The sequence below is a fragment of the Kitasatospora sp. NPDC052868 genome, from assembly GCF_044547105.1.
Classification (GTDB): Bacteria; Actinomycetota; Actinomycetes; order Streptomycetales; family Streptomycetaceae; genus Kitasatospora.
The window spans coordinates 497,827-513,294 of the sequence record NZ_JBITZW010000003.1; the positions used below are offsets into that span (position 1 = coordinate 497,827).

The 15,468-nt window shown below is 73.7% G+C and carries 10 protein-coding genes and 1 pseudogene; 9 read left to right on the forward strand and 2 right to left on the reverse strand.

Annotated features, from left to right (window positions below; genetic code table 11):
- The first annotated feature begins 11 nt into the window (after positions 1–11).
- The 5 genes from ilvN to ACIGZJ_RS08570 all read left to right on the forward strand — a co-directional run bounded on the left by ilvN (position 12) and on the right by ACIGZJ_RS08570 (position 7,583).
- Positions 12–536 carry an acetolactate synthase small subunit gene (ilvN, locus tag ACIGZJ_RS08550; protein WP_344442053.1) on the forward strand — a complete coding sequence of 175 codons (525 nt, stop codon included), beginning with the start codon at positions 12–14 and terminating at the stop codon, positions 534–536.
- Positions 537–664: 128 nt separating this feature from the next.
- A complete protein-coding gene (ilvC, locus tag ACIGZJ_RS08555) occupies positions 665–1,663 on the forward strand; it encodes a ketol-acid reductoisomerase (protein WP_396456535.1) in 999 nt (332 codons plus the stop codon).
- Between the two features lie 230 nt (positions 1,664–1,893).
- Positions 1,894–3,477, forward strand: a complete 1,584-nt coding sequence (gene serA / locus ACIGZJ_RS08560; RefSeq protein WP_392929458.1) for a phosphoglycerate dehydrogenase — start codon at positions 1,894–1,896, stop codon at positions 3,475–3,477.
- 345 nt (positions 3,478–3,822) lie between these two features.
- A complete protein-coding gene (locus tag ACIGZJ_RS08565) occupies positions 3,823–3,984 on the forward strand; it encodes a hypothetical protein (RefSeq protein WP_392929460.1) in 162 nt (53 codons plus the stop codon).
- A 245-nt stretch (positions 3,985–4,229) separates the two neighbouring features.
- Positions 4,230–7,583, forward strand: a complete 3,354-nt coding sequence (locus ACIGZJ_RS08570; protein ID WP_396456536.1) for a S8 family serine peptidase — start codon at positions 4,230–4,232, stop codon at positions 7,581–7,583.
- Between the two features lie 83 nt (positions 7,584–7,666).
- Here the strand turns inward: ACIGZJ_RS08570 and ACIGZJ_RS08575 are convergent, their stop codons facing one another.
- On the reverse strand, positions 7,667–10,159 hold the full coding sequence (locus ACIGZJ_RS08575; RefSeq protein WP_396456537.1) for a YfhO family protein: 2,493 nt from the start codon (positions 10,157–10,159) through the stop codon (positions 7,667–7,669).
- A 153-nt stretch (positions 10,160–10,312) separates the two neighbouring features.
- Between ACIGZJ_RS08575 and ACIGZJ_RS08580 the strand changes: the two genes are divergently transcribed.
- The 4 genes from ACIGZJ_RS08580 (at position 10,313) to cimA (ending at position 15,277) form a co-directional block, all read left to right on the forward strand.
- Positions 10,313–10,891, forward strand: coding sequence for a Uma2 family endonuclease (locus ACIGZJ_RS08580; protein ID WP_396456538.1), 579 nt, complete (start codon positions 10,313–10,315; stop codon positions 10,889–10,891).
- Positions 10,892–10,953: 62 nt separating this feature from the next.
- Positions 10,954–11,991, forward strand: a complete 1,038-nt coding sequence (locus tag ACIGZJ_RS08585) for a 3-isopropylmalate dehydrogenase (RefSeq protein WP_396456539.1) — start codon at positions 10,954–10,956, stop codon at positions 11,989–11,991.
- A 200-nt stretch (positions 11,992–12,191) separates the two neighbouring features.
- Positions 12,192–13,304, forward strand: coding sequence for a branched-chain amino acid aminotransferase (locus ACIGZJ_RS08590; protein WP_396456540.1), 1,113 nt, complete (start codon positions 12,192–12,194; stop codon positions 13,302–13,304).
- A 350-nt stretch (positions 13,305–13,654) separates the two neighbouring features.
- Positions 13,655–15,277: a citramalate synthase gene (cimA, locus tag ACIGZJ_RS08595; RefSeq protein ID WP_396456541.1), complete on the forward strand. Its 1,623-nt coding sequence runs from the start codon at positions 13,655–13,657 to the stop codon at positions 15,275–15,277.
- Between the two features lie 102 nt (positions 15,278–15,379).
- On the opposite strand, the pseudogene ACIGZJ_RS08600 reads toward cimA, so the two are convergent.
- A pseudogene (locus ACIGZJ_RS08600) lies at positions 15,380–15,468 on the reverse strand (ATP-binding protein); the annotation flags it as partial.

Below are 15,468 nucleotides of genomic sequence, written 5' to 3' on the forward strand. Positions count from 1 at the left end.
ACAGAGACCCCATGTCCAAGCACACCCTCTCCGTCCTGGTCGAGAACAAGCCCGGCGTGCTCGCCCGCATCGCCGCGCTGTTCTCCCGACGGGGCTTCAACATCGACTCCCTCGCGGTCGGCCCGACCGAGCACCCGGACATCTCCCGGATGACCATCGTGGTCAACGTCGAGGACCTCCCGCTGGAGCAGGTCACCAAGCAGCTCAACAAGCTCGTGAACGTGATAAAGATCGTCGAACTCGACCAGTCCGCTGCGATCCAGCGGGAACTGGTCCTGGTGAAGGTCCGGGCGGACAACGAGACCCGGTCCCAGATCGTCGAGATCGTCCAGCTGTTCCGTGCCAAGACCGTCGACGTGTCCCCCGACGCGGTGACGATCGAGGCCACCGGCAGCTCGGACAAGCTGGAGGCCATGCTCCGGATGCTGGAGCCGTACGGCATCAAGGAGCTGGTCCAGTCCGGTCTGGTCGCCATCGGGCGAGGCGCCCGTTCGATCACCGACCGTTCGCTGCGTGCCCTCGACCGCAGCGCGTAGGCGGTGGCGGCGCCGTGCGCGGCGCGCCCGTCTCACACCCTGAAGCAACGCCCCACACCCTGCCGGGTGCGCATTACGGTAGGAACCGCAGTACCCGGCAACACCACCACGCAAGGAGATGTGCCCCCGTGGCCGAGCTGTTCTACGAAGACGACGCCGACCTGTCCATCATCCAGGGCCGCAAGGTCGCGGTCATCGGCTACGGCAGCCAGGGCCACGCCCACGCGCTGTCCCTGCGCGACTCGGGCGCGGACGTCCGGGTCGGCCTGAAGGCGGACTCGAAGTCCCGTGCCAAGGCGGAGGAGGCCGGCCTGCGCGTCGTCACCCCGGCCGAGGCCGCGGCCGAGGCCGACGTCATCATGATCCTGGTGCCGGACCCGATCCAGGGCGACGTCTACGAGGAGTCCATCGCGCCGAACCTGAAGGCGGGCGACGCCCTGTTCTTCGGCCACGGCCTGAACATCCGCTTCGGCTTCATCAAGCCGCCGACCGACGTCGACGTCTGCATGGTCGCCCCGAAGGGCCCGGGCCACCTCGTCCGCCGCCAGTACGAGGAGGGCCGCGGCGTCCCCGCGATCGTCGCCGTCGAGCAGGACGCCTCCGGCAAGGCCCTGGAGCTGGCGCTGTCCTACGCCAAGGGCATCGGCGCCACCAAGGCCGGCGTCATCAAGACCACCTTCACCGAGGAGACCGAGACCGACCTGTTCGGTGAGCAGGCCGTCCTCTGCGGTGGCACCGCCGCCCTGGTGAAGGCCGGTTTCGAGACCCTGGTCGAGGCCGGCTACCAGCCGGAGATCGCCTACTTCGAGTGCCTGCACGAGCTGAAGCTCATCGTCGACCTGATGTACGAGGGCGGCCTGGAGAAGATGCGCTGGTCGGTCTCCGAGACCGCCGAGTGGGGCGACTACGTCACCGGCCCCCGCATCATCACCGACGCCACCAAGGCCGAGATGAAGAAGGTCCTCGCCGAGATCCAGGACGGCACCTTCGCCAACACCTGGATCGCCGAGTACAAGGCGGGCCTGCCCAAGTACAACGAGTACAAGAAGGCCGACGAGGACCACCTGCTGGAGACCACCGGCAAGAAGCTGCGCAAGCTGATGAGCTGGGTCAAGGAAGAGGCCTGAGCCTCTCCGGGACCTCGCCCCAGGGCGTAACTCCCTTGTACAACTAGGCTGCTCCCGTCCGGGTGATTTCGCCGGACGGGAGCAGCCTGGCACCCAGCCCGTCGATACACTTCCGAGTGCGCGTCAGGCCCACAGCGTCGTGCGTCTACCTACGCGGCATGCCACCTTCCCCCCGCTTTCCACGCCACCTACGTGCCGGGGAGAACCGGACAGTTAAGGACAACACTGTCGTGAGCAAATCCGTCGTTCTGATCGCCGAAGAGCTGTCGCCCGCCACCGTCGACGCCCTCGGGCCCGACTTCGAGATCCGCCACTGCAACGGTGCGGACCGCACCGAGCTGCTGACCGCGATCGCCGATGTGGACGCCATCCTGATCCGCTCCGCCACCAAGGTGGACGCGGAGGCGCTGGCCGCCGCCCGCAAGCTCAAGGTGGTCGCCCGGGCCGGTGTCGGCCTGGACAACGTGGACGTCTCCGCCGCCACCAAGGCCGGCGTGATGGTCGTCAACGCGCCGACCTCCAACATCGTCACCGCCGCCGAGCTGGCCTGCGGCCTGCTGATCTCGGTGGCCCGCAACATCGCGCCGGCCAACGCCGCCCTCAAGCAGGGCGAGTGGAAGCGCAACAAGTACACCGGCGTCGAGCTGAGCGAGAAGGTCCTCGGCGTCGTCGGCCTCGGCCGGATCGGCGTGCTGGTCGCCCAGCGGATGTCCGCCTTCGGCATGAAGATCGTCGCGTACGACCCCTACATCCAGGCCGCCCGGGCCGCTCAGATGGGCGTCAAGCTGGTCTCGCTGGAGGAGCTGCTGGAGGTCTCGGACTTCATCACCGTCCACCTCCCGAAGACCCCGGAGACCATCGGCCTGATCGGCGACGAGGCGCTGCACAAGGTCAAGCCGACCGTCCGCATCGTCAACGCCGCGCGCGGCGGCATCGTGGACGAGGCGGCACTCGCCAGCGCCCTGCGCGACGGCCGGGTGGCCGGCGCGGGCCTGGACGTGTACGCCAAGGAGCCGTGCACCGACTCCCCGCTCTTCGCCTTCGACAACGTGGTCGCCACCCCGCACCTGGGCGCCTCCACCGACGAGGCACAGGAGAAGGCCGGTATCGCGGTCGCCAGGTCGGTCCGCCTGGCGCTGGCCGGCGAGCTGGTACCGGACGCGGTCAACGTCCAGGGCGGCGTGATCGCCGAGGACGTGCGCCCCGGTCTGCCGCTGGCCGAGAAGCTCGGCCGGATCTTCACCGCGCTGGCCGGCGAGGTGGCCGTCCGGCTCGACGTCGAGGTCCGCGGGGAGATCACCCAGCACGACGTCAAGGTGCTCGAACTGTCGGCCCTCAAGGGCGTGTTCGAGGACGTGGTGGCCGAGACGGTGTCCTACGTCAACGCCCCGCTGTTCGCCCAGGAGCGCGGTGTCGAGGTGCGGCTGACCACCTCCAGCGAGAGCCTTGAGCACCGCAACGTGATCACCGTGCGCGGCACCCTGGCCGACGGCAGCGAGATCGCCATCTCCGGCACGCTGGCCGGCCCGAAGCAGACCCAGAAGATCGTCGGCGTGGACGCCTTCGACGTCGACGTGGCGCTGACGAACCACATGGCGTTCTTCAAGTACGAGGACCGCCCGGGCGTGGTCGGCGTGCTCGGCCGCCACCTCGGCGACGCCGGCATCAACATCGCCGGCATGCAGGTGGCCCGGGACGGCAGCGGTGCGCTCGCCTCCCTCACCGTGGACACCCAGATCCCGCAGGACGTGCTGAACGCGATCGCCGCCGAGATCGGCGCCCGCTTCGCCCGCTCGGTCGACCTGGGCGCCTGAGCCCCGCAGGGCGCCTGCGACGCGCCCGGGGCCCGGTCCGACGGACCGGGCCCGGCCCACCCGACAGGGCCCGGACCACCGACTCCCGGTGGCCCGGGCCCTGCCGTGTTCGAGGCCCGTTCGGCGCTCCGGGTGACACCCGTCTCAGATACTAGGAAATCCAAGTATTCGTGCAGACAGGGCAATCCCGGAGTCGTACCGTGGAGAGGCCATACGGTGTGCCGCCCCTGTAGCCAGGGTGTGCGGCCCGTGTGCGCGTCCGTACGCGTCGAGGGCAGGCGATCCCCGCCCCGTGTACCCCTCCCCACCCTCTTCGCGCCTGCGCGCTGTCCAAAGGAGCCCGGTATGCCCCCCACCGCAGACCGTCACGCCACTCCCGCCCCTGCTGCCACCCCCGCCCGCGGCCCGCGCCGCCGCCGTGCGGCCGAGCGGAGCCCCTTCGCGGCCGCCGCCCTGCAGCGCGCGCTGGACCGCCGTGACAACGGCGGCGTCACCGGCCACCACTGATGGTCGCCCCCGTCCTCCTGAGGGTCCGCCACCGGGCGGTGGCGTTCATCCTCCGAATGGGCCGTCCGGCCTGACGCTCGATCACTCCGGAGAGTGCAAGTAGCCCCCGTTCGAGGGAAGTTGCTCGCGCTGTCCGGCGCGATCATCCTAATTTGGGGCCCCCGGAAGGGTGATCGACGGCCGCACGGGCGGGCGTCAGCGGCACGGCGTGCGGATCAGTCCCCCTTACCGGGGGAGAGGGCCCAGTGCGTCAGCCACCCGTCCGTCGTCCGATCGCCCGGATCGGCCTCACCCTGGCTCTGCTGGCCGGACCGGTCGCGCTGGCCGCCGCCCCCGCGGCCGGCAGTCCACCGACGGCGTCCGGCCGGGAGGCCTCCGTCCTGCTGGAGCTCGGCACCGAGGCGGCCGGCCCCGTCTGGCGGCGGGCCGCCGCCGAGGCCCGGCGGGCCCAGCGCCCCCCGGAGGCCGTCCGCCGCGAGGCCGCCCGGGCCGGCGCCGACCAGCGGGCCCTCGGGTCCGGCGCGCTCGACCGGCTGGCCGAGGCCGTGCACGGCGCCGCGCCCACCGCCCGGGAGCTCTACCGGACCCGCACCCTGCTCACCGGCCTCGCCGTCACCGTGCCCGCCGACCGGCTGCCCGCCCTGCGCGCGCTGCCCGGTGTCCGGGCCGTCCACCCGATCGTCCGCAAGCAACGGGACAACGCCTACTCCGTCCCGCTCACCGGCGCCCCGCAGGTCTGGGCAGGGCCGTCCGGCGACGGCGGCGGCGGCACCACCGGGCAGGGCGTGCGGATCGGCATCATCGACAGCGGCATCGACTACACCCACGCCGACTTCGGCGGCCCCGGCACCGAGGAGGCGTTCCGGGCGGTGGACGGTGCCAAGCCCGCGCCCGCCGAGCTCTTCCCCAACGCCAAGGTCGTCGGCGGCCGCGACCTGGTCGGCGACGACTACAACCCGGACCCGTCCGCCCCGCACTACCAGCCCGTGCCGCACCCGGACGGCAACCCGCTCGACTGCGCGGTCAACGGCCACGGCACCCACGTGGCCGGCAGCGCCGCCGGCCTCGGCGTCACCGCCGACGGCCGCCCCTACACCGGCCCCTACCGGCCCGGCCTCGACCCGGCCGGCTTCCTGATCGGCCCCGGCGCCGCGCCCGGCGCCCAGCTGTACGGGATCCGGGTGTTCGGCTGCGACGGCGCCACCGACCAGCTCGCCCAGGCCCTCGACGTGGCCGCCGACCCCGACGGCGACGGCGACCTCGGCGACCGCCTCGACATCGTCAACCTCTCGCTCGGCAGCCGCTTCGGCGCCACCGACGACGCCGACGCGATCGCCGTCGACCACCTCTCCGAACTCGGCACCGTGGTGGTCGCCGCGGCCGGCAACGAGGGCGACGTGTACGGCATCGGCGGCAGCCCCGGCACCGCCGCCCGGGCGATCGCCGTCGCCGCCTCCGTCGACCCGCACAGCGACGCCGACGGCATCCGGGTGCTCGCCCCCGAGCCGCTCGCCGCCGTCGTCCCCGCCCACTGGAGCGCCCGCTACCAGGGCTGGGCCACCGCCGACGTGGTCGGCGAGCTCGCCCTGCCGGTCGACCAGGCGGACGGCTGCACGGCCTTCACCGAGGCCGACCGGGCCCGGCTGACCGGGAGGATCGCCGTCCTGGCCTGGCGCACCCGGGAGTCCGAGCGGGCCTGCGGCTCCGGCCCGCGCGCCGACCACGTCGCCGACACGGGGGCGATCGGCGCCCTGCTCGCCGCCGACGACGACCACCTCGCCGAGATCTCCGGCAACGACCGCGTCCCGCTCGCCCTGCTCGCCCGCGAGGACGGCGAGCGGCTGCGCCGGGGCGCGGCGGACGGCCCGGTGCAGGTCCGGCTCGCCGCCCCCGGCAACCCGCTGCACGGCGTGGTCTCCCAGGACCAGCCCGCCCGTGCCGACACCCTCACCGACTTCACCTCGCGCGGCATCGGCGTGCCCGGCGTGGTCAAGCCGGACCTCGCCGCCCCCGGTGAGACCATCTGGTCCGCCAAGGCCGGCAGCGGCAGCGCCGGCCAGCGCGAGGACGGCACCTCGATGGCCACCCCGCACGTGGTCGGCCTCGCCGCACTGGTCCGGGCCGCCCACCGCGACTGGACGGTCGAGCAGGTCAAGGCGGCGCTGATGAACACCGCGGGGGACACCTGGCTCGGCGACGGGCACGGCGGCCCGGTCTACGGGCCGGAGCGCACCGGCGCCGGCCGGGCCCAGGCGGACCGCGCCGTGCGCACCCCCGCCGTCGCGTACGCGGCCGGGGCGGGCGCGGTCGAGGGCGCGGTCGGGGTCTCCTTCGGCCCGGTCGAGGTGGGCGGCCCGTTCACCGCGACCCGGGAGGTCGAGGTGCGGAACCTGTCCGGCACCGACCTGAGCTACCGCACCGGCTACCAGGCGGCCACCGAACTCCCGGGCGCCGGCTTCCGGGTGACGCCCGACCGGATCGAGGTGCCGGCCGGCGGCGCGGTACGGGTGCAGGTCACCCTGGCCGTGCCCGGGCAGCTCGGCCGCGCCCCCGACCCGACCATCGACACCCGGCAGGGCGGCCGGGCCCGCAGCTACCGCGGCGAGCTCTCCGGACGGCTGCTGCTCACCCCCGCCGAGGACACCGCGCTGCCCGAGCTGAGGGTCCCGGTGTTCGCCGCCCCGCGCCCGGCCTCCGACCTGAGCGCGGGCGTCCGGGCCCGGACGCCGCAGGCGGGCGCGCTGGTCGTCCTCGACGGCTCCGCCGCGCCCGGGGACGATCCGGGCCTGGTCAGCGCCTTCGCGCTCGGCGGGGAGGGTGCCCCCTGGGACGACTGCCCGCCCGGCAGCGGCGCCGCGGCCGGACCGGGCGCGGGCATCCTGCCGGAGGACGCCACCGAGCCGCAGGCCCCGCAGGACGTCTGCGTGGAACGCCCCGGCGACCGGGCCGCCAACCTGCGGGCCGCCGGTGCGGCCTCCGACGCGCCCGCTGCGGCCGAGGGCGAGGGCGTGCTCTACCTCGCCGCCCAGGTGTGGGCCCCCGCCGCCACCCCGGTCGGCCTGTTCGCCGTCCGGGCCTCGCTGGACACCGACGGGGACGGCGTCACCGACGTCTTCGTCAAGGCCGACCGCCAGCGCGGCAGCGACGTCCTGGTGGCGCGGACGGTGGACGCCCGGACGGGCGCCGAGCTGGACGTCCAGCCGCTCAACGCGCGCTGGGGCGACACCGACACCGCCCTGCTGGACAGCGAGGTGCTGGTCCTGCCGGTGCGGCTGAGCGCCCTGCCGGGGGTGAAGGCCGGCCACAGCACCGTCCGCTACGGCCTCTGGACGGGCATCGCGACCGCCGGCAAGCCGGACCCGGCCGAGGCGTTCTCCGCCATCGGCCTGCGCGGCACCCGGCCCACCCTCGCCATCGACGTCCTGCACCCGGCCCTGGACGTCCGGGCGACCCCCGGGGGCCCGGCCGCCATCGCGGCCCCCGCCCAGCCGGGCACCGCGCTGGACGTCCGCCGGGCCGCCGGCGACACCTCGCGGCTGCTGCTCCTGCACCACCTGAACCCGGGCGACCGGCGCGCCCAGATCATCACCCTTCCCTGACAGGGCCTAGGGGCCGCCTGCCGGAGCAGCACTCCGGCCGGCGGCCCTGCGTCTTGGCGCCGCCTGCCTCGGTGCCCCCGTTGTCAGTGCCCCCCGGCCGCCGCGCGGCGGGCCGAGCGGGGCCGCCGGGTCGGGCGGTGGCGCAGTCGGCCGAAGACGACCACCAGGACGGTGGTGGCGGCGGCCGCCAGGGCGAGGGTCAGGCCCTCGGTGAGGCCGGGCGGGCGGAACGAGCAGCTGACCCGGTCCACGTCGGCGCCGAGCGGGACCCCGATCATGCCCAGCACCGACTGCGGCACCACCGCCGGGCCGCCGCCGGCCGAACAGGTCCAGCCCGCGGTGGCGGGGGCCGAGATGAGCGCCGTGCCCGTGCTGCCCGGCGGCAGGTCGGCGGTGAGGGAGTGCCCGCCGGCCGTGACCCGGGTGGCCCCGGTCGCGGCGAGCCGGGCGAGCTCCGCGGCCAGGGCGCCCGGCCGCAGGCAGCCGATCGGTCGGGCCGGCACCTGGGTGGCGGCGTCCGTCCGCAGGACCACCCGGACCTGGCCGTCGGCCGGCACCGGCCCCAGCAGGTGGATTGGGACCGCCGTGGTGGGCTGCACGCCGTCGCTGCGGTAGCCGGTGCCCTCGCCGGGGACGCCCACCGTGCCGTTGAACCAGACGCCGTGGAAGTACGCGGTGCCGCCCGGGCTGCAGGCCGCCGTGAACACGGTGCCCGCCGCCCCCGCCGGGGTGGCCGGGACGGACCAGCCGCTGGTGCCGTGCAGCGTCGGCAGCGGGTCGCCGCCCGGCGCGGGCTCGGGGACGTCGTAGACCCTGCCGCCGAGCAGCGACTCCTGCCGCGCCCAGACCGAGGAGGTGTCCGTGGTGGCACCGGGCGCCAGCACGGTCACCAGCGGCGGGGCGCCGGCGCTCCGGCCGGGGGTAAAGCCGTCCGGCGGCGGCCCGTCGTCCAGGTACGTCCGGACGGCGAACAGCGCCCGCCCGACCGGGTCGGTGACGCTCTCGGTCTGCCGCCCGCCGGCCGTCCAGCCCGCGCCGAGGTCGTGCAGCAGGAGCGCGGTGACGGTGGGCAGGTAGCCGCTGGAGTACCCGCCGCCCTGGCCGCCGAGCAGCATCGGGTCGTTCGGGGTGAAGGCGTGCGGGCCCGGGTCGGCCCGGCCCCGCGGCCAGTCGGCGGCCTGCCGCAGCGTGGCGTGGGCGGCCCGGACGGCCGGCCCGGAGGCGGTGCCGGGGGAGGGGGCGCCCATCGCCGTGTACGCCGACCAGACCGCGCCGCCGAACACCGCGCAGCCCAGCACCAGGGTGGCGGCGGCCCCCGCCCGCCGGTCGGTGTGCCGGTGGTCCAGCGTCCACAGCGCGGCGAGCAGCACCGCGCCGCCGACCGCCAGCAGCACCCAGGTGGAGGCGTGGACGGCCGGCCGGCCCGCGGCGAGGCCCGCCGCCAGCAGCACCACGCCCGCGCCGCCGGCCAGCGTGAGCGGGTCGGGCCGGTGCGCCAGCGAGACCCAGCCGGCCAGCACCAACAGGCCGCTGAGGGCGAACGCCACCCGGTAGGGGCCGCCGGCCGGGATCGCGAGGCCGTGCCAGACCAGCACGGTCGGGGTCCAGACGAAGCTCAGCACCACCAGGACCAGCAGCCCGCCCCAGGCGAGCCGCTCGCGCACCCGCACCCGCCGGTTGAACGGCAGCCCGGCCACCAGCAGCAGGCCGAGCAGGCCCACCGAGACGTCCGGCAGGAGCCGGCCGGTGTGGGTGCCGGGCAGCAGCTGCGCCAGGTGCTCGCCGAGCCCGGACGGGCCGAACGGGTACAGCGGGGACTCCGGCTGGGCGCCCTGGGCGGCCCGGATGCCGACGAACAGCACCGGCCCCGCGAGTCCGACCCCGACGGCGGCCATCGTCACCGCCCGTCCGGTCACCCGGACCAGCCCTCTGAACGGCCGCCGCACGGCCGCCAGCCGCACGGCCAGCACCAGGCCGGCCGTGATGGTGGCCATCGCGGCCGTGTACAGGTTGCCGGCCCAGGCGAGGGTCACGCACAGCGTGCCGCCCACCCAGCGGCGCTCGTGCAGGCACCAGTCGGCGGCCAGGCAGAGCAGCGGCAGCGAGACCAGCCCCCAGAGCCACATCGGGGCGGCGCCGCCGTTGTCCGGCACCCAGGCGCAGAGCCCGTAGCCGACCGCCGTCACGGCCCGCAGCCAGTGCGGCCCGGCGTGCAGCCGGCCCAGTGCGTGCGCCATCAGTCCGGTGCCGAGCCCGATGCTGAACAGCGCGACCAGGAAGACCGCGAGCTGCCCCTGGGCGCGCGGCAGCAGGAGCGTCAACCAGGAGAACGGGTTCATCAGGAAGGCGAAGAAGTCCGCCAGGAACGGCGCCCCGTAGCCGCTGTTCCAGTTGAACAGCAGATCCCCGGTCGAACTCCCGTGCGCGAGGTCCCACAGCTGGGCGTGGAACGGCACCGCGGTCTGCGCCGCCCCGGGCGGCCAGGCCCCGCGCAGCCCGGCGGCAAGGGTGTACCCGGCCATGGCCAGTCCAGCGGCGACCGCGCAGACCCGTGCCTCCCGCCAGCGCGCCTCCATGGTGATCTGCCCCCTTCTGCGAGGAATGCCGGACCGGATGCCCGTGAGCATAAGCGCGCCCCCGGCGCGGGCGGCGGCGTACGCGCTCCCTCGTGGGAGGGACGTGCGGAAGAACCCCGCCGAGTAGCCTGAGAACGCCGTCAGGATGCCCGCATGGGAGGAATCATGACCATCGAGCCGTACCCGGCCTGGATCCGTCCCCCGGCCGAGGGGTACACCGCCGAGGACCTCGACCGGCTGCCGGATCTCCCGCCGCACACCGAGCTGCTCGACGGGAGCCTGATCTTCGTGAGTCCGCAGACGCGATTCCACATGCGCACCCTCCGCCGGCTGGAACAGGCATTGGATGCCGCGGTTCCGGAGGGGTGGGAGGTCTGGCGGGAGATGACGGTCAGGCTGAACCTGCGGAACCGCCCCGAGCCCGACCTGCTCGTGGTCGACGAACGCGCCGGCGTCGACTTCAGGCGGACGTCCTGCGAGGCCGAGGACGTGCTGCTCGCCGTCGAGGTCGTCTCCGAGGAGTCCCGGGAGCGCGACCGCCAGGTCAAGCCGCGCAAGTACGCCGCGGCCGGCATCCGCCACTTCTGGCGCGTCGAGAGCGACGACGAGGGGCGTCCGGTCGTCCACACCTACGAGCTCGACCCGGCCACCATGTCCTACGGCCTGACCGGGATCCACCACAAGCAGCTGAAGGTCGACCGCCCGTTCGAGGTCGAGGTCGATCTGGACTGATCACCCGTCCGGATAGTGGACGTCAGGTGTCAGCCCCTGGGACGCCGGAGTAGGGTCCGACCATGTCTCGCACCATTCGTCTCGCAGTTGTCCCCGGCGACGGCATCGGCCAGGAAGTGGTGGCCGAAGGCCTCAAGGTCCTGGGCGCCGCGCTGCCCGCCGACGTGAAGCTGGAGACCACCGAGTACGACCTCGGCGCCCGGCGCTACCACCGGACCGGTGAGACGCTGCCGGACAGCGTGCTCGAGGAGCTGAAGACCCACGACGCGATCCTGCTCGGCGCCATCGGCGACCCGAGCGTGCCGTCGGGCGTCCTGGAGCGCGGGCTGCTGCTGAAGCTGCGCTTCGCCTTCGACCACCACATCAACCTGCGCCCGGGCCGCCTCTTCCCCGGCGTGAAGTCCCCGCTGGCGGGTGACCCGCAGATCGACTTCGTGGTCGTCCGCGAGGGCACCGAGGGCCCGTACGTCGGCAACGGCGGCTCGCTGCGCACCGGCACCGAGCACGAGGTGGCCACCGAGGTCAGCCTCAACACCGCGTACGGCATCGAGCGGGTCGTCCGGGACGCCTACGCCCGCGCCCAGGCCCGCCCGCGCAGGAAGCTCACCCTCGTCCACAAGAACAACGTGCTGGTGCACGCCGGCCACCTGTGGACCCGGATCTTCGAGCAGGTCGGCCGGGAGTTCCCCGAGGTCACCACCGACTACCTGCACGTCGACGCGGCGACGATCTTCTTCGTCACCCAGCCCGAGCGGTTCGACGTGATCGTCACGGACAACCTGTTCGGCGACATCCTGACCGACCTGGCCGCCGCCGTCACCGGCGGGATCGGCCTGGCCGCCAGCGGCAACATCAACCCCGGCGGCGCCTTCCCGTCGATGTTCGAGCCCGTGCACGGCTCGGCGCCCGACATCGCGGGCCAGGGCAAGGCCGACCCGACCGCCACCGTGCTGTCGGTCGCCATGCTGCTGGAGCACCTCGGCTTCGCCGCCGAGGCCGCCGCGGTCGAGGCCGCGGTCGCCGCGGACCTGGCCGAGCGGACCGGCACCCGTACGACGTCCCAGGTCGGCGACGCGCTCGCCGCCCGGGTATCCGGCTGACGGCCGGGAACAGCTGTTCCGGCCGTCAGGGCCGGACCGCATAACCGCAGCTTGCAGCTCCCCAAGGAGCCGGCAACTGTTCGGCACGGCCCTCTGGATGCGAGTATCGACAGTGGGCCGTGCCGTCGTGCGTTCGTTCGCCGAAACGAATCTCCGACGGAGGCGGCCCGGCCCAACCCCACGGTGAAGGACACACAGCCATGAGCACGCCCACCCAGGCGCCCATCCCGTTCGACCTCAAGCCCTCCGCCCACCCGCTGTCCGACGCGGAGCGCGAGGCCCGGCTGGCCAACCCCGGCTTCGGGCGGATCTTCACCGACCACATGGTCACCATCCGCTGGACCGAGGGCCGGGGCTGGCACGACGCACAGCTCACGCCGTACGCGCCGCTGGAGATCGACCCGGCGAACATGACCCTGCACTACGGGCAGTCGATCTTCGAGGGCCTCAAGGCCTACCGCCAGACCGACGGCTCGATCGCGACCTTCCGCCCGGAGGCCAACGCCGCCCGCTTCCAGGCCTCCGCCCGCCGCCTGGCGATGCCCGAGCTGCCGGTCGAGACCTTCGTCGAGGCGGTCGAGCTGCTCGTCCAGCAGGAGCAGAACTGGGTCCCGAACGAGCCCGAGCAGAGCCTGTACCTGCGGCCGTTCATGTTCGCCACCGAGGTCGGCCTGGGTGTCCGCCCGGCCAACTCCTACATCTTCATGATCATCGCCTCCCCGGCCGGCGCCTACTTCCCCGGTGGGGTCAAGCCGGTCTCGGTCTGGCTCTCCGAGGACTACGTCCGCGCCGCGCCCGGCGGCACCGGCGCCGCCAAGTGCGCAGGCAACTACGCGGCCTCGCTGGTCGCCCAGGCCGAGGCCGCCGCCAAGGGCTGCGACCAGGTCGTCTGGCTCGACGCCGCCGAGCACCGGTGGATCGAGGAGATGGGCGGCATGAACCTGTACTTCGTCTTCGGCGAGGGCAAGGACGCGAAGATCGTCACCCCGGAGCTGTCCGGCGCGCTGCTGCCCGGCATCACCCGCGACTCGCTGCTCCAGCTCGCCTCCGACCTCGGCTACGCCGTCGAGGAGCGGAAGATCTCCACCGAGGAGTGGAAGCAGGGCAACGCCGACGGCACCCTGACCGAGGTCTTCGCCTGCGGCACCGCCGCCGTGATCACCCCGGTCGGCTCGGTCAAGTCCCGCGGCGGCGACTGGACGGTCGGCGCCGGCGAGCCCGGCCCGACCACCATGGAGCTGCGCAGCGCGCTGCTGGCCATCCAGGGCGGCCAGGCCCCCGACACCCACGGCTGGCTGCACAAGATCGTCTGATCCGGAGCCCCGCGCCCGGCCTGGCCGTTTCGGATGCCGAGACGGTCGGGCCGGATGCCGGATGGATGTGCCAGACTCCGAGCGTGTCCTCGCTTTCGCTGATTATTAGCAGCAGGCGCGCCGGTCCGCAGTGACCGCTCCCGCACGACCCGATGCGGAGCGACCACCAGCGTCCAGACCCGCGCGCAGACCTCTCGCACCCGCGAGGGGTCTTTTGTTTTGTCCCGGACCGGCCGACGTCCCCACAAGGGACCGACAGACACCGGGAAGCGCGCGGGATGCTGGACAGTGGAGCCGGATCCCATACCGGCAGAGCAGTACCCGCCTCCCCGAACGGAGAACCCAGGGCCATGACCGAGGCCAGTAGCCCCACCGACGACAGCTTCCACGTCTTCGACACCACCCTGCGCGACGGCGCGCAGCGCGAGGGCATCAACCTCACGGTGGCCGACAAGCTGGCCATCGCCCGGCACCTGGACGACTTCGGGGTCGGCTTCATCGAGGGCGGCTGGCCCGGCGCCAACCCGCGCGACACCGAGTTCTTCGCCCGGGCCGCCGCCGAGCTGGACCTCAAGAACGCCCGACTGGTCGCGTTCGGCGCCACCCGCCGGGCCGGCGGCAAGGCGGCCGAGGACCCGCAGCTGGCCGCCCTGGTCACCTCCGGCGCCCCCGTGGTCACCCTGGTCGCCAAGTCCCACGACCGGCACGTCGAGCTGGCGCTGCGCACCACCCTGGACGAGAACCTGGAGATGGTCCGGGACAGCGTCGCCTACCTGCGCTCCCAGGGCCGCCGGGTCTTCATCGACTGCGAGCACTTCTTCGACGGCTACAAGGCCAACCGCGGCTACGCCCTCGCGGTGGTCCGCGCCGCGCACGAGGCCGGCGCCGACGTCGTGGTGCTCTGCGACACCAACGGCGGGATGCTCCCGGCCGGGGTGCACGAGATCGTCGCCGACGTGCTCCGGGACTGCCACACGTACAAGCCGGGCGCCCGGATCGGCATCCACGCCCAGGACGACACCGGCTGCGCGGTGGCCAACACCCTGGCCGCGGTGGACGCCGGCGCCACCCACGTCCAGTGCACCGCCAACGGCTACGGCGAGCGGGTCGGCAACGCCAACCTGTTCCCGGTGGTCGGCGCACTGGAGATCAAGTACGGCCGGACCGTCCTGCCCGCGGGCAGGCTCGCCGAGATGACCCGGATCTCGCACGCCATCGCCGAGCTGGTCAACCTGGCCCCCTCCACCCACCAGCCGTACGTCGGCTACTCGGCCTTCGCGCACAAGGCCGGCCTGCACGCCTCCGCGATCAAGGTCGACCCGAACCTCTACCAGCACATCGACCCCGAGGTGGTCGGCAACACCATGCGGATGCTGGTCTCCGACATGGCCGGCCGCGCCTCGGTCGAGCTCAAGGGCAAGGAGCTCGGCTACGACCTCTCCACCGACCGCGACCTGGCCGGCCGGGTGGTCGCCCGGGTCAAGGCGCAGGAGAACCTCGGCTACACCTACGAGTCCGCCGACGCCTCCTTCGAGCTGCTGCTGCGCGACGAGGTGCGCGGCGGACGCGAGCGGTTCTTCACCCTGGAGTCCTGGCGGACCATCAGCGAGCAGGGCCCGGACGGAAATCCGGGCAACGAGGCGACGGTGAAGCTCTGGGCCAAGGGCGAGCGGAAGATCGCCACCGGTGAGGGCAACGGCCCGGTGGACGCGCTGGACAGGGCGCTGCGCACCGCGCTGGAGCGGATCTACCCGCAGCTGGCCAAGCTGGAGCTGGTGGACTACAAGGTCCGCATCCTGGAGGGCGAGCACGGCACCGGGTCCAAGACCCGGGTGCTGATCGAGTCCACCGACGGCTCGGCGGCCTGGTCGACGGTCGGGGTGGCCGACAACGTCATCGCGGCCTCCTGGCTGGCCCTGGAGGACGCCTACACCTACGGGCTGATCCGGGCGGGGCTGGAGCCCGGCGAGTAGCCCGCGGACGGCCGGTACGGCCCACGGACCCCCGCAGGGGCCGTGGGCCGTACCGTTTCGGCGCGGTCCGTTTCGGCGCGCGCCCGTTCGTCCGTCCTCCGGTCAGCGGAGGCGGGCGAGGAGGGCGTGTTCGACGAGGGTGATGAGGGCGCTCTTGGCGGAGTCGCGTCGTCGGGCGTCGAGGGTGATGA